This is a genomic window from Nodosilinea sp. P-1105, assembly GCF_012911975.1.
Lineage (GTDB): Bacteria > Cyanobacteriota > Cyanobacteriia > Phormidesmidales > Phormidesmidaceae > Nodosilinea.
In genome coordinates this window covers 1-18,570 of record NZ_SMDQ01000026.1, presented here as the reverse complement: position 1 = coordinate 18,570, position 18,570 = coordinate 1, and the positions used below count along the sequence as shown (strand labels likewise).

Here is an 18,570-nt window from a genome sequence, read left to right as displayed (position 1 = left end):
CGATACAGGCCTTAACCAAAGTTATTCCAATCGCTTCACCACAACTTCATACTTCTTGCTTAATTCGGCTGACTTGGCCAAAAGCCATGTGATAGTCTCAGCCAACATTGGCGACTGAGCGTGCGCCAATGCTCCATCACCACGCTCATTAAGGAGAGAGACGCATGATGTTAAGTCGTAAGTTAGCCCTAATCACTGGTGGCTTAACCCTGGCTGGATTGGCCGTGGGTATGCCCGTTCAGGCTGAGCAAGACATCGCTGAAATGCTGGAGGAGGCGATCGAAGCGGTGGATGCCGAAGCGGCGGCTACCCTGGAGAGTGTTGTTGAAGAGGCTGATGTGGCGGACAGCCCAGTGGCTGTCGATGACCTCGAGACGGCTGAGGATTTGGATGTAGACGAGCCGGAGGCGGTTGAAGACGCCGACGTCGAGGAACCTGAAGTCGAAGAGCCCGAAGTCGATGCCCCTGAAGTCGAAGAGCCCGAAGTCGAGGAGCCTGGCGAAATCGAGGAGCCTGAATTCGAGGAGCCTGGCGAAATCGAGGAGCCTGAATTCGAGGAGCCCGAATTTGAAGAGCCCGAGTTCGAGGAGCCCGAGTTCGAAGAGCCTGAGGCAGTTGAAGAGACAGACGTTGAGGCTACTGAGGTGCCAGAGGCAGATGACGCCGCTGACGCTGCCACCGATCTGGACGCAGAAGCGAGTGATGCTGATACAGAGCCCGCCGCTGATGACCTGGTGGAAACGTCTCCATCAGAGTCTGAAAGCTAAAGGTTAGGGAACGTCAGGCTTAAGAGACTTCTGAGAAGGTGCATCCCCGCTTTACGTCAGCGATTATCGCTACCGTAGGTCGGGCGTTGCCCACCGCTGGGGAGAACGTTTTCCAGAAGTTACCTTAAGTGGCTGGGTGGGCGATCGCGCTCACCCGAGCCCCGTTACTAACTGCTCCTCTACCCTCCTGGAAAGCACGCTTTCCAGGAGGGTTTGCTATGTATTGCCGCTGGTCTCTCAAGGGCGACCTGGGGGGCTAATCCGGCATAATCAGTAGTGGAGGGTAGCTATGGTATCGATGAAAACGAAAATTCAACCTATGGTTAAAAGCTGGCAACGGTGGGGGCTCATCGCCCTGGTTTGTAGCTGGTGTTGGCTGGGTGGGGCGGGGGTAGCCGTTGCGGCCACGACCCAAGTTTCTCAGGCGGCCCAGTTCTCCCAGGCGGACAAACAGGCGATCGCCGATCTGAAGCAAAAAGCCTTTACCGCCTCAGAATCAGGCCAATTTGCCCAGGCTGAAACCTACTGGAGCCAGTTGATCGAGTACTTGCCCGAGGAAGCCGCCCTCTGGAGTAACCGGGGTAATGTGCGGGTGAGCCAAAACAAGCTATCGGCCGCCCTGGCTGACTATGACCAGGCCATTATCCTGGCCCCCACAGAACCTGACCCCTATCTGAATCGGGGGGCCGCCCTTGAAGGCTTAGGACGTTGGTCAGAGGCGATCGCAGATTATAACCAGGTCCTCGCCCTCAGCCCCGAGGACGCCGCTGCCTACAACAATCGAGGTAACGCCAAAGCGGGCCTGGGGCAGTGGGACGCTGCCCTGACTGACTATCAAACGGCTGTAGATTTAAATCCCAAATTTGCCTTTGCCCGGATCAATGCCGCCTTGATGGAATACCAACTGGGGCACCAGGGCGAAGCCATCCGTCAACTGCGCAATCTGACCCGCCGCTATCCCAACTTTGCCGATGCCCGGGCGGCCCTGACGGCGGCCCTGTGGGGCCAGGGGCAAGCCGGGGAAGCGGAAAGTAATTGGGTGGCTGTGGTTGGTCTCGATGGGCGCTACAAAGATCTTGACTGGGTCAGCACCATCCGCCGCTGGCCCCCAGCCATGGTCGCTGCCCTTGAGAAGTTTTTGCATTTGTGAGGTAACCCTCTCTTCGAGCCGGAAACCCTCGAGCATCGGTATAGTATGTCAAGATCCCAGAGTTCTTGGGCTGATTACCCAGGAGTTTTGGGGTATCCGAGGGCAGAACCCTGGAATCTGTACCGGCGTTCTAGGGGCTTATCGAGTCAGACATGACGGCTGCAAATCCCACCGTGATCTTGGGTAACACCAGAAACTTTTGAATCGCCACAGTCGTCATAGCGATTCATAAAGACTTTCACTTCCGTCACCACCATGGGCACACCGCGTCGGACCCTAGCTCGTCCCTTAGTTAAATGGCAACCCCTCCGCCGTTTGGGGATTGGGGTTGCATCCCTAGCGCTGGTCACCACCACCTGGGCTGGTTTAGCGGTGACGACCCCCGCCGCTGAATCCTTAGAAGAAATTCGCATGACCTACGGCAGTCTGGAGGTACCCCCCATTTCCCTGGCGGAGCTAGAGTCGTTTGCCCTGACTGGCATTGCCAGTCGTGACTTGCAGGCGTTGCTGACCCTCCTGCGGATTGATGAAAGCCGAGCCCAGCACATCCTAACGCGAGAAATTCCGATCGATTTTGACAGCCTGCGGGAAGTCTCTGACAGTTTTGTCGGTCAATTCTTCTGGCGGTTGCTGGCGACCACCATCACGGTAGACTCCAACGCTGGGGCTGCCTGGCAGGTGCTACAAGATGCTGTGCTGCAAGCGGCTAGCCGCGATCGCCTCACCCTGCTGGATATTTTACGTAGCGTAGACGCTAGCGTTTTGGTGATCGACAGTCAGCGGGTGATCGCTGTGGCCTCCCAAATCGGCGAGAATTTCGAAAACATCGAATGGCTGCTTTCCATCCTATTGGGAAAATGACGGTCCTTAGCAGACTCCTTTCGACGGCTACGATTTAGCCTAAAGAACTCAGCTTTTACTATCAAAAAGCCAATATTTGAATCTGACCGATCTAGCTCCTTCGCCCTAGAGCCAAACAGTCCAATCTGCTCTGGGGCCACCGCCTGCACAATGGCTTCCGTCATTTGCTCTAGCAGTTCTGAAGTCAGTATCTGAAGTCAGTACGGGAAGCGCTACCCTACAGCTTAGCCATCATCTCGTTTAACCAACCCAGGAAATATCATCCGGCTCGGTTTCGGTTGGCGCTTGAACTGGCGGGCCTGTAACCGGCTTTGGCTGGCTGGGTTGCGCCTGGGATTTTGACCGCACCTGAGCGGTTTGGCTAGGGCGATCGCCCCTTAGGGACGGTCTTTGCCCATCGTCCTTATTCGATCGCTGCCGCTTAATAAAGGCAGAGGACGTAGACTCCTCCGGTGCCAGCGATTGCAGAAACCAATCTAGGGTCTCTTGGGAAAGCCATCCGCGTAAAACCGCTAGCGCCCCAATTTTCAGCCCCGCTTGCGCCTGCTCCTGTAGGAGGGCGTCTACCTGTTGATCGTCCAGTAGCCCTGCCTGCTGAAAATAATACCCGATGGGGTGATCTCGCCCGCCTGTGGCGAGGTGCGGCCACTGTTCAGCAAAAAATTCAATGGCATCGCGCTTGACCCACCCGCGTAGCTCAAGAATGTCGCCGATTCTCAAATTAGGCTGCCATTTTTGATCTTGAAGTACCACCTCCAGCTGCGCCGGGGATAGCAACCCTGCCCGGCGTAACACTTCTCCGAGGGGTTTGGTTTTAGGCTGGGCTAGCATAGCTAAACGGTCGTGGCAAACAACACTTTTTTTGAGCGAGTATCCCTATTCTACCATTTCGCTCTTGGCCAGCCCTGGAGCTATTAACATTTAAGTAGAGAGTTTGCTTAACTTTGTTCAGCCTAGCTAACAGCTTGCCAACTTGATTTTTCAAAAGCGGCAAATCTTACTTAGAGCCTATCTGAATAATCTAGCAAGACACCATATGTGGCGTAAATCAAGGATTGAAATACCGTCAGTAGCGCTTTTAGTGACTTTTCGGATAGGTTCTTAAGACTAGTTCAAACTCTGGGTAAGGTAACCCTCACATAGTTATACATAAGCATGTCTCGTCTGCTAGATATCTGTCTTCAACGGATATCTGAATTTTCTGCTCTCAATTGATTAGATCAATCAAGCCCATGTTGAAAACCATAGTTTTGCCCCCTCGCCCCCAGCCTCTCTTCCCAAGGATGAGGGAAAACCCAGGCTTCAAGTGAGACGAAGTTTAGGGGCTTGGTTGCTTCACCTTTGAGCGATCGCCACCTGAAAATCTAGCCCCGACTCATCGAGTTGCAGGGTGGGGGAGGCTAACGCTAGACCGTGGCAGCTGGCCAGGGCCAAAATAGCGTCGGGCGATAGAGACATAGTGGGGAGACCGGGTGGCTGAGGCTGGCACTAGCATAGCTGGAGATGCAAGCGAGTTGACGGTAGTATGGGGCCAATCCTGAGGAACAGGCTATGAAGGAACTAACAACGGCGATCGCGATTGATGCGGCCCCTTCGGTCGTCTGGCAAATTTTGATGGACTTTCCGGCTTACCCCGACTGGAACCCCTTCATTCGCTCAATTCAGGGACAGGCTCTACCTGGGGCGCAGCTGGTGGCGCGGCTACAGCCCCCTGGTGGACAGGCTATGACCTTTAAACCCACGGTTTTGGTGGCAGACCCGGAACGGGAGTTTCGCTGGCGGGGTAAGTTGATAGTACCGGGACTGTTTGACGGCGAGCATCGGTTTCAAATAGAATCCCTGGCGGCAAATCGGGTGCAGTTTATCCATAGCGAACAGTTTTCAGGACTGCTGGTGCCGCTGTTGGCTAAAAGCCTCGATACCAATGTGCGTCAAGGCTTTGAAGCGATGAACCGAGCCCTCAAAGCTCGGGCTGAGACGGGGCTAGAATAGGAGGCTCAAACGGTCGAGGTTCAATCGATCGCGTGGTATCGGCAATCCAACCTGAAAACAGATCATTTGCTCTAGACCAGATCATTTGCTCTAATAGTCGGCAAGATCGCTGATACAAGGAGGGTGCCGATGTCTATCGAGCTGCAAAAAGGCAAACACCGGGAGGCCATAGCGTCCATCGTGCGATACTTCCAGGAGCAGCGGGAACCTGATCTATGGTCTGCGGCGGGGGCTGCTGTTGGCGGAGGCGCTGATGGTGGCGGAATGCCTGCTGAAGGAGGAGGACGAGCTGGTGCAAAAAGGCTGTGGCTGGATGCTGAAAGCAGCCAGCAAGTCTTACCCTGATGATGTGTTTGAGTTTGTACTGCGCTACCAGGGGCAACTACCCCGGTCGGTGGTGCGAACTGCGATCGCTAAACTCCCAGATTCTCAACGACAGCAAGTCCTGAGACACAAAGCGACCTCCCATTGATCCGTGCATTCCTTCCCATCCCTTAAAAGTTCACGTCTACAATTGCGACCCTTGGCACAGGCCGATGTAGCGTTTGTTCTGTATCACTTTTCTGACCCGGCGGTGAACCGGCACCTGCTAGATCAAGCTGCGATCGCCAGCCTGGAAGAGGCCCAGAACATTGTGGATTTTTTTGTGCAGTCCACCGATGACACCTACACCCGCTGGGTGCTGGTCAACCAGGCCGATGGCCAGCCCATCGGCACCTGCGGCTTCCACAAGTGGGACCAGCGCAATCGCCGAGCGGAGATTGGCTATGATCTGACCCCTGGGGCCTGGGGGCAAGGGTATATGAGTGAAGCCCTAACAACCATGCTCACCTATGGGTTTACGGCAATGGGGCTAAACCGGGTAGAAGCCCTGGTGTATCCCGCAAACACAGCTTCGGTGAAGCTGCTCGAAAAGCTCAATTTTCAGCGGGAGGGAGTCTTGCGTGACTGTTTCTACCACGAAGGCAGCTTCTACGATCACTGGCTGCTGTCGCTGCTGAAGCCTCACTTTCAGGCCCTTTCAGCCTAAATCCTGACAGTTTTCAGGGGGGTGCCACCCTCCCAGGTGGGTTTCCAAATGGTGGGCCACCGCCAGAGCTACATCCTCCCGCCAGGGGCGAGCCACCACCTGCACACCAACATCACATTGGTTTTGCCCAAGCAAATGCCTCCCGCCGCCTTCAACCGCTGCACCACAGTAGCGTCAACGGTCGGTATCCGCTGGCGATGGGCTGAGTCGCCCCCGCGTAGCCCTGCTGGGCAAACACCCGCTGGGCCGAGGCCAAAATCCGGCTGCGGGTGTCGAGGGGCTGATCGGCCTGGGGGTTTTCCTGGGTCAGAAAGGCCTGGAGCTGCTGCTTGTTGCCCAGATAGCGCCGCACCGTGGGCCAGCTTACCCCCGCTGCTTTGGCCACAGCGGTAAGGCTAATGTCTTGCAGGGGCTGGGTTTGGGCGAGCTGACGGGCAGCGGCGAGAATCCGATCTTGGGTAGACATGCCTTAAAATACCGTTGGGTATTCATAGTATGTACCACTGGATATTTTGGAAGATCACTGGGTTGCATGCCCTAGTAGTTTGTCAAGTCTAAATTTGTAGGTTGGGTGGCGCGATAGCAGAACCCAACCAGGTTTGCTGCTGTTGGGGTTTCTCCGCTGGAGATGCTGCGCGAACGCTCCGCTGCACCCAACCTACGAGAAGCTAAAAAACCGGTTTCTTCGTCGCTGCTCTAACGACAGGACTGGCCTTCTGGCCCAGAAACCGGGTTTCTGCACTGGCGTTCTAGCAGAAACAATCAAGTATCTGCCAGGAGTTCTTGGTAGTAGGCCGCCGTGTCCTGGGGCAAAAAAGTGGTGGGCTGGAAGGTTTGACCGGTGAGCTTAAAGGCTCGGGTGATCTCGATTTGGCTCAAGAAATCTAGATCGTGGGAAATCACCCAGAGGGCACCTCGGTAATCATTGATGGCGGTAATGATGGTCTCAACCGTGGCAATATCCAGATTGTTGGTGGGCTCATCTAGAATCAGCAGATCAAGGTTCGCGATGCTGATCATGGCCATGGCCAGTCGGGCCAGTTCTCCTCCACTCAAGGTTGAGGCAGGCTGATTGACCGTTTGGTTAAAGAACAAAAAATGCCCGAGTTGCTGACGCAAGTGTTGGTAAGGCAGCGCTGGGTTGGCGGCTTGCATATTGTCCAGCAGGCTGCGACGGCGATCGATCAGCTCATAGGTTTGATCAAGGTAGACGATCGCCAGCGGGTCAGCCAGCCGTCGCTCTGCGGCTTCGAGCCCGACCGCCTCAGTTTCCGCAACGATGGCCTTGACCAGACTAGACTTGCCTGAGCCGTTGGCCCCGGCCAGCACTATGCGATCGCCCGCCACCACCTGTAGCTGAATATCCCGAACCAGGATAGTCTCCCCCACCCTGAGGCGGCCATCACGAATGTCCAGTAGGGTTCGGCGTTTTTGATTGGTTTCTTCCAGGTGCAGGGTGGTGGCTTTGGTGGTTTTTACCTTGGTTTCAGCCACCCGCTGGGCCGCCTGGGCAATGGCCGCCTGGTTGCGCTTGGCCGCTGTACCCGCCGTGCCAGAGGCCCGATTGGCAAAGTAGTGCTGAGCCATCTTGCCCATGCCGCTGCTCTCAGCCTTTTGTTTACCCCCGCGTTGGGATTGGGCCGCTCGTTTTTGCTCCGCCAGGGCCATCGCCTTCGTCCGCTTCAGCGCTTTTTGGGCCACCTCGTGGGAGCGCTCCGCCGCCGAGAGTTGGGTTTGCTGTTGCTCTCGGTAGAGGGTGTAATTGCCGCCGTACTCGTTCAGTCCCTGGGGCGTTAGCTCCCAAGTGGTCGAGACCACCTGATCGAGAAAATAGGGCTTGTGGGAGACGATCACCAGTGCCCCCTGGAACCGATCCAGGCAGGCCCGGAGGTGCTCCAGGGCCAGCAAATCTAAGTGATTGGTGGGTTCATCCAGCAGCAGGATGTCTGGGGCGGGCGCCAGGGCGATCGCCAATAGCAGCTTCGTCAGTTCCCCTCCGCTCAAACTGGCGATGGGCAGAGATAAATCGAGCTGGGTATGGAGCTGAGTCTGCAAGACCTCATCCATGTACCACCAGTCTTCTGATGCAGCACTGAGGAATTCCAGGATCGTCTCCGTCGGTCGGGTCTGATGAACGGTGCTGACCTGGGGCACGTAGGCCCTTGAGCCGTACCGCGCAATTGATCCCTGGGTGGGTTGCAGCTGCCCCGCTAAGAGTTTCAGCAGGGTAGACTTGCCGCTGCCGTTGCGTCCTACCAGGGCAACGCGATCGCCGGATTGAAGGCTGAGGTTAATTTGTTCAAATAAAGGCGCGATCAGGTCAAACCCGAAGCTGAGATTCTGGGCAGATAAAAGTGTTTTGGCCATGACTTCTAAAGCGAATCACCGAAACGTTGGGAAGGGGTGAAGGGTTGCTTAGAAGAAACTTCATGGCTTTCAACGGAGGGAGCTAAGGGTGGTCTGGGGCGCAGATGCGACCAGGCAAATCGCACCTATTACAATCTTGCATCTGTGCTTCAACATAATACAAGCTCCCCGGGCCAGATTCCTGACGAAAGAAATTCACATGTGGGCCAGCTGGGTTTTTTCTAAAAATGATGGGATTATCAACCTGGGGGCGATCGGTGCGCGCTTTTTGGTCAGCCTCACCGGTTCCGCCTGGCTTGACTTGGTGATGGGCCTGCTGGTGGCGGCGATCGTCCTGCGCGGTGGGGTGATGATTTTGCCCGATCGCGCCGACGACTGAGCCGACTGATTTGTCTGACGGTTATGGGCCTGCTGACGCTATTTCAGACAGTGAAAACCTCGTTCACCCTTTAATTTGCCGTCGAAGCTTACGGTTTCTGTACAACCTGCCTGTCGGGCTACTGCCCCAATCAGATAATCAGAAAAATCAGCCTTGCCCTGCTTGTATCGCTGTAGAGCTTGGTCAGCCGTCGAGCGGTCTTCCAATTCAAAAGCTGCACTATGCAACATCCCCTCTAGGACGCTGATGATTTCGTCCTTACGAAAGCTATAGTTTGCACCCCTCAGCACCCAAACCAACTCGCACAGAACGATATTGGTAACGAAGCAAGGCTGACTCTGGTGAATAACGGTAGCAGCTTGCTGCCATTGCTGCTCGTCGTCGCGGGTGAGGTAGCGAACCAGGATGTTGGTATCAAGCCCAATCATTCGCGCCCTCGGAGATGGCGGTTTCCATATCCTCCAAGGAGGCAGGTTGAATGCCCGGTCGGTGGAGGATACCGGACAGGGTTTCTACGGCAACGGTGAGGGGAAAGATTTTGACTTGCCCATCTTCGTCGATCACAAACTCGACTCGGCTACCGCTCACCAGCTTGAGATGCTGCCGAATTTCGTCAGGTAGGGTGATTTGTCCGGTATCGGTGACGGTGGTAGTCAGCATAGTTAGGGTGGCGGCAGGTAGGCTTGTACTAAGATTTTAACGGGTGTTGAGAAACCCGGTAAAGGCGGGATTTGTGGAACGTTCCGAAGATGGGGAGTTTTCCAGCTATCGAGAGTACGTCATGGGGACGTTGCCCACGCTGGAGGTGATCCTCCAGGAGGTGGGCAACGAAGACGCCTATCGAGCGTTTGTGGCAGCGTCAGACGCACCGAACCAGGCCATCATTACCTTCTGTTTGACGAGTGAGAAGCTAGAACAACACTCCGGACAGTTTTTGATGGTCAACGGTAAAGTGAGAGTTTCAGACATCTCCCCCAGCGACCTAGCTAACGAGAAATTAAGGGTCTCAGCGCTTGCTCAGAAAAGTGTCCGGACTACATGTTAAGGGTTGTGGTTGGGCAGGATGAAGGGGGGGAATTCAAAGTTCAAAAAGGGCAAATTTTGACTTCTTCCGTTTTTTGGATTCATAATTTTACATTGACCCGCTACACTTCACAGTGCTTTGTGCGAGAGAGAAAGACCCACGGGTAAGCTACCACCCCCCAAAGATCCATCGCAGGAAGTTCCCCGCTCGGAGAAGTAGCAATGTCGAAGGTAAGGGAGTTATAGCCAACCCAATTCCCATTCTTGCGCCAGCCGACACGATTCTCAAAAGCTAACCAATTATCATATGACCGTGGAGCTATCGGACGACTCAAAGTCAGACAGACTACCCAGGTCATCAAATTCACTGAACTCATCCAAAAACTCTACATTATTTTCAGTTTTCTGCCGTTCGGACTCCTCTCGCTGGCATTGGGTTTCGGCTTGCCGTTTACGCTCTGCTTCGGCTTCCTGTTGCTGCCGTTCGGCTTCAGACTTTGCTTGTCGTTGGCGCTGGGTTTCCGCCTGTCGTTGCTGTTCCGCTTCCGATTCTCGCTGTCGCCGTTCGGCATCTGCCCGTGCCTGCTGTATACGTTGGGCTTCCGCCTGCCGCTGGCGTTCTAGATCCGCAATATATCCCTCTAAATCTTGGCCATTCAAGGCCGCTTGCTCAATGGCCGCCACATCCTCAGACTTCAGCCGCAAATGTGCCCGATAATCCTTCAGGTCCTGGATAGTGCGCTGGCTCAGAGCCGATTCCTGCTCTACACACTGGCTCAGGGTATCCTGGTACTCTTGGCGCTTGCGCTGATACTCCCGATGGGGCTTCAACACCTCCGCTTCAATCGCCTCCGCCTCTGCCTCCGCCAAGCCCAGTTCGGCCCGGAGCCGGATCAGTAACTGCTTCGCCGGGATCGTAAATTCCGCTGCGACAGCTCGGCGCTCGACTTCCTTGCGATATTTCAACTTGGGGTCGTCCTGGGGCGAACGAGCTAGCCGAATCCGATACCCTTGCCCCTGGGGAATCAAGATCTGGGGACTCATGGCTGGGGAGGTTTCCTTCACCTTGCGTCCCGCATACCGATGGAGTTCCTCGGCGGTGATCGTCCCATCGCCATTCTCATCCGCCGCCCCAGTCGCAATGCCTTCCACCAAGTAGCGGATGTAGATCGACAGATCCGCGTCCTTTTCTTCAAAGGAATAATCCACCGCACTGGTGGAAGTCAGCACTACTCGCCCCTCGGCCCCCAATTGCTCCTTCAGCGGAATTTCCCCATCATCCTTGCTAACCAGGTCCCCAAAAGCACCGCTAAAGCAACAGTCGAGGATCAGCACCTGGTATTTGGCTGTGCAACCGCGAATGCAGTCATGGAGGAACCGGGCCGGGGTGGCGGTAGAGCGTACCAGGCGATCGCGCCTTTTCTCAGTATTCGCAGCGGCAAAGTAGAGATCGCGGCGATCGTCCTTCACCCCGTGCCCCGAAAAGAATAGCAGCACCAGATCCTCCGGCTGCCGCTCCTGAAACCACAGTTCAATTTTCCGCGCCATGGTGGGCTGGGTGGGGTTTATCAGCGGCTTGGCTTCGTCAAACCCGCCCATCTCAGGGTTCAGCAACACCTCTCGCAGTGCCGCCACATCCTTTGGGGCAGCGGGTAGCGGTTGTAACCCCTCGCCGTAGGTATCAACGCCGATTAAGAGTGCATATTTGCCCATTAAGTTGAATATGGATGGCTATGGCTGATTTTCGGGTTCGGTCTGCTGTTCCCGTATCTTAACCCGCAGATTTGCCAATCGCTCGATGGTATCCGCCGCCTGATCGAGCTCCTGTTTGTTGCGATACTCAATGTTGTAAATCATGCCGTCGATGTCGCCAGATAGGGTCAGGGTCTTGCCGTAGCGCAGATTGCCCAGGTAGTCCATCACCTTGCCCAGGTTCTCGCGGTTGATCTCAGCGGTCAAAACTCCAACGAGAAACGCAGCCACCCCAGATTTAGCCGCCTCTGGAATATCCTCATCCTGAGCCAGCCGAGCCGATCGCACCAGGTCGCCAGCCTCCATTTCGTTGGCGATGGTCAGCAAAAAGCTCTCCAGTTCAGCTCGATCCAGATCCAGACCTGCTTCGCTAAAGTCGATTAACACAGAATTGGGTTGGGGCATGGCAATGGGGGATTAGATGAGTTGGCTCTCAGCCCATCCTAATTATCGCCATCAAACCTGACAAACACGAAGCACTTATAACAAAGGGATTGCGCTGGCTAACTTAGGCCGCACCAAGGCGGTGACCGCCGCTTTCAAGCTTTGCTAGAAGCCGATATAGAGATCCAGCTTCTTGATTCAGGATATCCGTCCTATTGTTTCCACGCTCCAGCATGAAGACACCTCCCTAGACGCTCCCGCTTTATCTGAGCCTGGGGCGTCATGACGATGCGCTCTGTTTCAGCTGGGTCAGCCCCTTGCAGCGGTACCGAAAATCCTTTTGCGATCGCCTTAATTATTGGCCCTCTGGTTGAACTCCCTGTCCTAGCGCTGGTTTCCCAGGTCTTACTTTGGATTCGCTGCCGGGGGCTCTGATCCCATAACAACTGAGCATGGGCGATCGCCGTACTAGCGATCACCACGAATTTCCCTTACGGTAAGCTGATGCCGATCAAACACAAGATCGCTACGCTGGCCCAAATGCCAGGATGCCACTGCCACAGCCGACGGCCATTGAAGCAGTTAAAGGGGTAAACCGGCACCAGGGTATCCCAACCCACCAACAGTAGGGCCGTGAGGCGGGCTAGCCGCAGCCAGTTTGTGGCTGGGTCGGGCAAGCCCCAACGCAAGCCCCAACTGCACCCATAGACCAGCAGCAAAATCGGGACGATACCGCCCAGTGCCATCCAGCCCAGATGCGATCGCAGGTCTCGATAACGCCACACCCGCTGAGCCGGGTAGCGGTTGCCCGGTACCGGGAAAAAGCCCCCCAGTAGAGCCACCACGATGGCGATCAAGCTACCTGACTCCCAGCCATAGTGGCGGGTGGCCAGTCCGCGCCACCGCGCCACCCAGCCCATCCCCGCTTCCCGCAGCCCGATTATGCCTGCCACCATCAGCACCACTAACCCCAGGGCAGACCAGCTTAAGAAATCAGTCGCCCCTCGTCGCCACAGCATCAACGCCACCGCCAATCCATTGCCCACCCCACTGGTGAGCCAGGCCACCTCTGGCCTCCCAGGGGAAAAGTCTACACCCCGGCACCAGAGCAAATGCCCGATATCGCCCAGGTGGCCCGTCTTGTACCAAATGTAGGGGATGCGCCAGCCGTAGGCGCGCCACTGCTGCCCCAGGGACAGCACCCGAAATCCCCGGGTGGCAAACTGCTGGCTAGAGGAGGTGTTGTGGCCCTCAACGCAGGTGAGGACCTGGTGACAGCCCTGGTCTTGCAAGAAATCTAGGGCTGCTTCCACCAAGCGTTGACCGACCCCTTGCCCCCTAACCTCGGGGGCGGTGGCCAGAGACAAGATGGTTCCTCCCCGCTGCCCCCCAGGCAGGGAAAATATTTTGATGACAATGCCGCCGCAGATCTGTTCCCCTTTGATCGCCACAAAGCCAGGGGGATGAGCTGGGAGAAACGGTAGCTTCATCCAGTTAAACGCGCGACGAAACAGATGACGGAGTGACCTGCCATCAGTCGCCTGCAAGGGTCGAATAACGATGGTCATGAACCCAGGGGAAGATTCGACAAGCCTCAAAACAATAGGTTACTTTTGCGAAGACCGCCAGTAGCGTTACAGTGGACCAAAGGGCTCAATATCAGCAAGATTCGAGATTTCAACCACCTCCCCCCGACGAAACATCCGTTTTCCCAGACGGGGGAAATCAGCAACTTCAACCTCTAAATTTTCTCCTCCCATTAGATAAACCAACTCCTGGTCACTGGGATTACGAAGATGATGGGCCACAGAAGGCGTGGGGAACGCCATGAAGTCACCCGTGATTGAGGATTCCATGGATGGGAAAAAGTTTGTAGACTGGCTTCAATCTGCTGCACGCGCAAGAGAAAGGGTTGTGACTCAGTCATTGTGAAACTTTCCTATGAGAGAACAGAGCAAAGGTTTGCAAGGCCGCTACCCAGGCCAGCAGCAACAGTATATGGCGCAGATGGTTGAGGTGGCTCCAGCGCAGTGCCGTCGCGATCGCATCTGAGCCAGCCACGTTATCCCCCATCAGGTGCAGCATCGTAGGTACAAAATAGCCAAAGGTGAACAGGCGCTCGGCCAGGGCTAGGCCCACGGCCCCGAACCACCAGCGGCGGAGTTTGCCCTGGGAAGGCCAGGCCATCATGGCATTAGCCAGGGTCAGCACCGTTAGCGGCACCGTCGTCACGTACACCCAAAACCGCAGCCCGGTGTTCGCCGCTCGAGCCACTTCGGCCTGCCACTGGTAGCTCCCATCGGGCAGCGTCACCAGCCACTGGGGAAAGACGATGGTGGCTTCATACAGCCCCGCCCCCAGAGCAATACCGAGATTGAGCACCCACAGCCACAGCAGCAGTTGGGCAATGGCAGCAGAGCCGGACTTACCTGGCCGCCAAGTCATTGGCCAGGGATGGAGCTGTGGATTCATGGGAGTTCTCCTGGGGCACAGTGAAGTTTTAGAGCGAGCGCTAAACTAAAGAAAATCTTGGAAGCTATATTTCTTAGATTCTAAGATAATTAGATGCTAAGAGGAATTCGGAGACTTGTCAAACCAAGCGTCGGATCGCGAGGCCCTGTTGCAGGCCAATCTTCAGTTGGGGCGGGAGCTCAGTGCCCGTACCCTGATGTTCCATGCCGCCGTCAGCGATCGCGTCGGCCTGAGCGCAGTCGAGCATAAGGCCCTAGATCTGCTGAGCCGGGCCGGAACTCTCACCGCTGGTCAACTAGCGGAGTTGACCGGACTGACCACCGGGGCAATCACGGGGCTGGTGGATCGGTTGGAAAAGGCGGGATTTGTGCGGCGCGATCGCGACCCCAGCGATCGCCGCAAGGTGGTGATTCAGCCGGTCTTAGAAAAGATGGAAGCAGAAATCGCCCCCCTGTTTGCTGACCTGGGGCAGCAAATGGAGGAGCTACTTTCTGGCTATAGCGATCAAGAGTTGGCGATCATCCAAGATTTTGTCAGCCGCAGCATTGCTGTGCTGCAAGCAGAAACCACCAAGCTAAGTGAGAATCCAGCATCAGCTGAAACCCCTTGAAACCTCTGAGGCCAAGGTCTAGAAGGCACGCCCGAAAACCCAGCTTCGGACGGGCTGATATTAACAAATGATTAGCAGCTTGTCGTCCATAATTCGTTTGTACTATATTTTTCTCGGTTGTGATACAGCAAAGGGACTACCATGGGCAAAGCTGCCATCATTTACTTTTCCAGTACTGGCCATACTCACCTAATGGCCGAAGCCATCGCCCAAGGCATTCAGAATCATGCCGGGGCTGAAGCTGATTTACTTCGTATTCGTGGCGCTCAAATTCAGGCGGGTCGCTGGGCAGACAACGGCTATATGCAGCGTCTGCAATCCGCCGCTGCCATTGTCTTTGGCTCCCCCACTTACATGGGCACTGTCGCTGCCCAATTTAAGGCCTTCGCCGACTACAGCAGCGAAATTTGGCTGCAGCAGGCCTGGAAGAACAAGCTAGCTGGCGGGTTTACCCATGGTTCAGCCCTCAGTGGCGACAAGCTCAATACCCTGATCTATTTCAGCGTCTTGGCGGCCCAGCAGGCGATGGTCTGGGTCAATCCAGGGGATATTGACTGCACTGCACGCGAATCGAACGACGGGGTCAACCGGGTGGGGGCGTACCTGGGGGTGATGGGGCAAACTCCGATGGACTTTGAGCGCGGCCCGGAGCTACATCCCGGCGATCGCCTCAGTTGCGAACGGTACGGCCTGCGACTGGCTCAGTGGATGGAGCGTGTTCAGTAGGTACTGACTGATCTCAAGGGATAGATCGCTTACCATGCCAGCCTGGTTTGAACCCATTGCAGCTAACTTGGTTACACTGGATGACATCACCTTGTGATATCAAAGGGATAAGCCATGGAACGTCAGGCCGTGACAGTACGGCTCCCCATCGATCTACTTGAGCAGGTCAAACGGTTTCAGGAAAATCGCGAATCGTTCCGCTGATTAGAGGGAATCGCTCTGGGTGCTGGATGATGTCAAGGGATAGATCAATGTCGAGATCAGGCCAGTAGAGATGGCCAGGATGGGGTTCTTCCAGGTTAAAGATATGTTTGATGGGCGCATCTTTGAACCAGGGGAACTGGTCGTAGGGCAAGAAATACTCGCGATCGTGGCAGAGTACCCACAGACCGTTAGCTGAAATGTTGCTAACCTCTGTCTGGGAAGTAATTATTCCATGCATTTCTGAAGTCGTCATAGTGTTCCTCAATCAGCTTCTCTATCTGCTTTAGTTGTACTCGTGAAAGTTTGTAATTAGTGGCCAGCTCTATGTCTGACTCTAGCTAAAATTTAGCTTCCCCGTCGGCACAGGAAACATGAATATGCATTCGACTCTCTTCTCTGGAAAAGAAATAAAAACGGTAAGCCCCAATTCTTAGCACAGTTGGCATAGGTTAGCACTTATCTACGATTGGTATCTGCACTGGCATTCTCGCAAGCCAAGCAAGACATTCCTCCATTTTAGCGACCCTCCAAAGTCCCCAATTCAAAATCCTCAATCCAAAATCTGAAATTGTCAATCGGGCACTGTGACCATGCGCGACTCAATGCCCTCCCACACCTGCGGCGACACCCGCACCGCTGCCTCCTTGCAGCGAATCATGAGTTCTAGAAGGTAAAAATAGTCAGATAATTGGTTAATCTCTTGTCTTGAAAGCGAGAAATCATCTACGTCATAATTCAGATTTTCGGCAAATATATTGGTGATTTCCAGCTTGAAATCACCACGATCCTTCTGTGATATTTTTTTGGCTGAAGTGTAGTATTTATTTAGATCTGAAACGATGCTATCAATTGAATTGACGTTAAAAATGCCAAGCCCTTGATATTCTCGGGCGAGATCCAATGCGCGGGCGCGGGAGAGGGCTTGCACACGGGTGCGGCCGTAGTCTTTAAGGTCAAGGTCAAGGTCAAGGTCGGCGTCGCCTGCTAGGTCAAGGTCAAGGTCAAGGTCAAGGTTGAGATTGAGGTTAAGGTTGAGGTCAAGGGCACGAGCAAGATCGCGGGCACTGTCTAGAGCACGATCAATGCCGAGGTTGAAAAAGATAGCAGAAACCCGCTTAGCCAATGCTTTAGCAGATCCTGTTGAGTTGTCAATTGCTGATGCAGACCAGACGATAATAGCTTTAAGTTTATCGCTAGTGAGGTATGTTTGTGCTTGCTGCTCCATAGCTAGTAATAAATCGGTGGCTCCACACTTACCCGGTGCTAATCCAGCTACCAGCAAAAAGACTTCTCGCCAGTGCTTCTCAGTTCCGTGGTCGTGGGGCAGTTGATTGATTTTGTTGTTGTCAACAATGCATTTAGCGGTCAAATACTCCTGAAATGTCAGGTGCGAAAAAGAATAGGCATCCCTAGCTCGCTCGACCAAGATCCCCTGCTGAATCTCGATTTCGTGCAGTACGGTTTCGCTATCCAGATGGCTGGGGGCGTTTAGGTTATGGATCAAAAATTCGCGAATTTGGTGGATCAGCCTGTCTTTGGAGAAGAAAAGCTGGTCATCGACAAAGCTGGTATAGGCGATCTCGGCCAGCATATCTAGCTCTAGCTCGGCACTCAGCTCTTGATAGATGGGATTGCGCTGGATGCGCTTTTCAGAGGCCCACTTGCGCAGCAGCACGTCTAGGGCTTCGCAATAGAGAGCGTGGCGCTTTTTGGGAAAGTCTTGAAACTCATCGTAGACTACGCACAAAAGGGTGAGCAGTAGCGGGGTTTGGGCCAGCTCTTTAGCGGCCTGATAGTCGGGGCTGTTCAGCAGTTCCCAGCAACGTTCAGCCGTGTTTGTTTCTGCATCGCGCTCTTTTTGGAACCAGTTTTTGATGAACTGCTGAATCTGCTCATCTTCAAAGGCGGCCATGGCCACATCTTTGAAACGCGTAAAGCCGCCAAAGGTGTAGGCTGCTACTCGGCAAGAAGCAATAAAGCGGTTATCACCATATCGATCAACCAGACCTCTAATCTCCTTGAGAACATGATCCAAAGTGGCGCTGGGTACTTCATCCAGGCCATCCAGCAACACCAGAAGCTTGCCGTTCTTGAGAAATAGCTCCGTCAACTCCTCGGAATGGGGAAAGCCACAGGTTTCCAGTTCGGCGGCAATGAAAGACTGAATGTTGAGATCAGCCTTGTCGAACTGGCGTAGCTCTAGCATCACCGGAATGCAAGGGTGCTGGTAGAAAATTTGCTGCGGCACCAGCAGGTTACCGGGGTCTTTGCCCGGAAAGTCGCGGCGGCCCAGGGTGCGCAGTGCCTCCAGACCCACTTTGCGCAAAAAGGTAGATTTGCCCACCCCTGGCCCGCCCAAGACCATCAGGTATTGCTGCTCGTTGGCCACTTGCAGACCGGGCTTCTTCTCAGCACGGGTGACGTTGAATCCGCGCTTGCCGCTTTCGCGGTACTGCTCTTGCAGGGCATCTTCCGACTCAAAGTAGCGCAGGGCTGAGCGATCCAGCAGTTGCACAGCGGTGTAGATTTCGTCGAGCCGCACGGGGTAATCCATGCGCACGCAGGCGACTTTGAGGGTGCCGTGGCGATCAATGTAGCGGCGCACGTAGTCCACCAGGGCCTTTTTCAGGGCCAGGTTTTTGCTGATGTCCCAGTCGAACTTTTTCAGGGTTTCGGTGCCCTTGTCTTTCACCAGGCTGGTGATCAGGCCACCCAGGCCAGCGGCGGCGGCTCCGATCAGGGATTCAAATCCGGTCATGGCGTAGACGGGGGTGCAGTTGCCCACTACTATAGCCTGGGCGTTATGTCCTAATCGAGCGCAGTCGCTTCATCAGGGCGGGGCGATTGCTATAG

The 18,570-nt window shown here is 54.9% G+C and carries 21 protein-coding genes and 3 pseudogenes; 10 read left to right on the top strand and 14 right to left on the bottom strand.

What is annotated here, in order from left to right; genetic code table 11:
- The first annotated feature begins 164 nt into the window (after positions 1–164).
- The 3 genes from E1H13_RS12720 (at position 165) to E1H13_RS12710 (ending at position 2,778) form a co-directional block, all read left to right on the top strand.
- Positions 165–767: a hypothetical protein gene (locus tag E1H13_RS12720; RefSeq protein WP_169613792.1), complete on the top strand. Its 603-nt coding sequence runs from the start codon at positions 165–167 to the stop codon at positions 765–767.
- A 319-nt stretch (positions 768–1,086) separates the two neighbouring features.
- The gene (locus E1H13_RS12715; RefSeq protein ID WP_169613791.1) at positions 1,087–1,917 is read left to right on the top strand and encodes a tetratricopeptide repeat protein; all 831 of its coding nucleotides are present in this window, start codon (positions 1,087–1,089) and stop codon (positions 1,915–1,917) included.
- Positions 1,918–2,172: 255 nt separating this feature from the next.
- Positions 2,173–2,778: an alpha/beta hydrolase gene (locus E1H13_RS12710; RefSeq protein ID WP_169613790.1), complete on the top strand. Its 606-nt coding sequence runs from the start codon at positions 2,173–2,175 to the stop codon at positions 2,776–2,778.
- Positions 2,779–3,018: 240 nt separating this feature from the next.
- Here E1H13_RS12710 and E1H13_RS12705 read toward each other — a convergent pair whose 3' ends face one another.
- Both E1H13_RS12705 and E1H13_RS27680 read right to left on the bottom strand, forming a co-directional pair.
- Entirely contained in the window at positions 3,019–3,609 is a 591-nt protein-coding gene (locus E1H13_RS12705; protein WP_169613789.1) for a hypothetical protein, read from the bottom strand.
- Between the two features lie 504 nt (positions 3,610–4,113).
- A complete protein-coding gene (locus E1H13_RS27680) occupies positions 4,114–4,236 on the bottom strand; it encodes a hypothetical protein (protein WP_256378521.1) in 123 nt (40 codons plus the stop codon).
- A gap of 93 nt (positions 4,237–4,329) precedes the next feature.
- Here E1H13_RS27680 and E1H13_RS12695 point away from each other — a divergent pair, with 93 nt between their 5' ends.
- The 3 genes from E1H13_RS12695 (at position 4,330) to E1H13_RS12685 (ending at position 5,800) form a co-directional block, all read left to right on the top strand.
- On the top strand, positions 4,330–4,770 hold the full coding sequence (locus tag E1H13_RS12695; protein WP_169613788.1) for an SRPBCC domain-containing protein: 441 nt from the start codon (positions 4,330–4,332) through the stop codon (positions 4,768–4,770).
- 238 nt (positions 4,771–5,008) lie between these two features.
- Positions 5,009–5,242 (top strand): DNA alkylation repair protein, encoded by a 234-nt coding sequence (locus tag E1H13_RS12690; RefSeq protein WP_169613787.1) that lies wholly within the window; start codon positions 5,009–5,011, stop codon positions 5,240–5,242.
- Positions 5,243–5,245: 3 nt separating this feature from the next.
- Positions 5,246–5,800, top strand: a complete 555-nt coding sequence (locus tag E1H13_RS12685) for a GNAT family protein (RefSeq protein ID WP_347404154.1) — start codon at positions 5,246–5,248, stop codon at positions 5,798–5,800.
- A 151-nt stretch (positions 5,801–5,951) separates the two neighbouring features.
- Here the strand turns inward: E1H13_RS12685 and E1H13_RS28300 are convergent, their stop codons facing one another.
- On the bottom strand, positions 5,952–6,266 hold the full coding sequence (locus tag E1H13_RS28300; protein WP_206070425.1) for a TetR/AcrR family transcriptional regulator: 315 nt from the start codon (positions 6,264–6,266) through the stop codon (positions 5,952–5,954).
- A 296-nt stretch (positions 6,267–6,562) separates the two neighbouring features.
- Positions 6,563–8,167, bottom strand: a complete 1,605-nt coding sequence (gene abc-f, locus E1H13_RS12675; protein WP_169613785.1) for a ribosomal protection-like ABC-F family protein — start codon at positions 8,165–8,167, stop codon at positions 6,563–6,565.
- Positions 8,168–8,363: 196 nt separating this feature from the next.
- On the opposite strand from abc-f, the pseudogene E1H13_RS12670 reads away from it, so the two are divergent.
- Positions 8,364–8,546: pseudogene (locus E1H13_RS12670) on the top strand (cation transporter); the annotation flags it as partial.
- 38 nt (positions 8,547–8,584) lie between these two features.
- Here the strand turns inward: E1H13_RS12670 and E1H13_RS12665 are convergent.
- Both E1H13_RS12665 and E1H13_RS12660 read right to left on the bottom strand, forming a co-directional pair.
- Positions 8,585–8,974 carry a type II toxin-antitoxin system VapC family toxin gene (locus tag E1H13_RS12665; RefSeq protein ID WP_169613783.1) on the bottom strand — a complete coding sequence of 130 codons (390 nt, stop codon included), beginning with the start codon at positions 8,972–8,974 and terminating at the stop codon, positions 8,585–8,587.
- Positions 8,961–9,206 carry an AbrB/MazE/SpoVT family DNA-binding domain-containing protein gene (locus E1H13_RS12660; RefSeq protein ID WP_169613782.1) on the bottom strand — a complete coding sequence of 82 codons (246 nt, stop codon included), beginning with the start codon at positions 9,204–9,206 and terminating at the stop codon, positions 8,961–8,963. Before E1H13_RS12660 ends, E1H13_RS12665 begins: the two co-directional genes overlap by 14 nt.
- 73 nt (positions 9,207–9,279) lie before the next feature.
- Between E1H13_RS12660 and E1H13_RS12655 the strand changes: the two genes are divergently transcribed.
- Entirely contained in the window at positions 9,280–9,591 is a 312-nt protein-coding gene (locus E1H13_RS12655; protein ID WP_169613781.1) for a hypothetical protein, read from the top strand.
- A 281-nt stretch (positions 9,592–9,872) separates the two neighbouring features.
- On the opposite strand, the gene E1H13_RS12645 is transcribed toward E1H13_RS12655, so the two are convergent.
- From E1H13_RS12645 to E1H13_RS12620, 5 genes and pseudogenes are all read right to left on the bottom strand, one after another.
- Positions 9,873–11,282, bottom strand: a complete 1,410-nt coding sequence (locus tag E1H13_RS12645) for a caspase family protein (protein WP_206070423.1) — start codon at positions 11,280–11,282, stop codon at positions 9,873–9,875.
- 18 nt (positions 11,283–11,300) lie between these two features.
- Positions 11,301–11,726: a hypothetical protein gene (locus E1H13_RS12640; protein WP_169613779.1), complete on the bottom strand. Its 426-nt coding sequence runs from the start codon at positions 11,724–11,726 to the stop codon at positions 11,301–11,303.
- Positions 11,727–12,196: 470 nt separating this feature from the next.
- Positions 12,197–13,273: a GNAT family N-acetyltransferase gene (locus E1H13_RS12630; protein ID WP_169613778.1), complete on the bottom strand. Its 1,077-nt coding sequence runs from the start codon at positions 13,271–13,273 to the stop codon at positions 12,197–12,199.
- A 66-nt stretch (positions 13,274–13,339) separates the two neighbouring features.
- A pseudogene (locus E1H13_RS27960) lies at positions 13,340–13,632 on the bottom strand (hypothetical protein).
- Positions 13,629–14,177: a DUF1772 domain-containing protein gene (locus E1H13_RS12620; RefSeq protein WP_169613777.1), complete on the bottom strand. Its 549-nt coding sequence runs from the start codon at positions 14,175–14,177 to the stop codon at positions 13,629–13,631. Before E1H13_RS12620 ends, E1H13_RS27960 begins: the two are co-directional and overlap by 4 nt.
- A 115-nt stretch (positions 14,178–14,292) precedes the next feature.
- Between E1H13_RS12620 and E1H13_RS12615 the strand changes: the two genes are divergently transcribed.
- Entirely contained in the window at positions 14,293–14,787 is a 495-nt protein-coding gene (locus E1H13_RS12615) for a MarR family transcriptional regulator (RefSeq protein ID WP_169613776.1), read from the top strand.
- 141 nt (positions 14,788–14,928) lie between these two features.
- Positions 14,929–15,513: a flavodoxin family protein gene (locus tag E1H13_RS12610; protein ID WP_169613775.1), complete on the top strand. Its 585-nt coding sequence runs from the start codon at positions 14,929–14,931 to the stop codon at positions 15,511–15,513.
- Between the two features lie 166 nt (positions 15,514–15,679).
- Here E1H13_RS12610 and E1H13_RS12605 read toward each other — a convergent pair whose 3' ends face one another.
- The 3 genes and pseudogenes from E1H13_RS12605 to E1H13_RS12590 form a co-directional block, all read right to left on the bottom strand.
- A complete protein-coding gene (locus E1H13_RS12605; RefSeq protein WP_169613774.1) occupies positions 15,680–15,970 on the bottom strand; it encodes a DUF2442 domain-containing protein in 291 nt (96 codons plus the stop codon).
- Positions 15,921–16,100: pseudogene (locus E1H13_RS27955) on the bottom strand (DUF4160 domain-containing protein). The gene E1H13_RS12605 and the pseudogene E1H13_RS27955 overlap by 50 nt, the downstream one beginning before the upstream one ends.
- A gap of 188 nt (positions 16,101–16,288) precedes the next feature.
- Entirely contained in the window at positions 16,289–18,502 is a 2,214-nt protein-coding gene (locus tag E1H13_RS12590; protein ID WP_347404153.1) for an NACHT domain-containing protein, read from the bottom strand.
- Between the last annotated feature and the right edge of the window lie 68 nt (positions 18,503–18,570).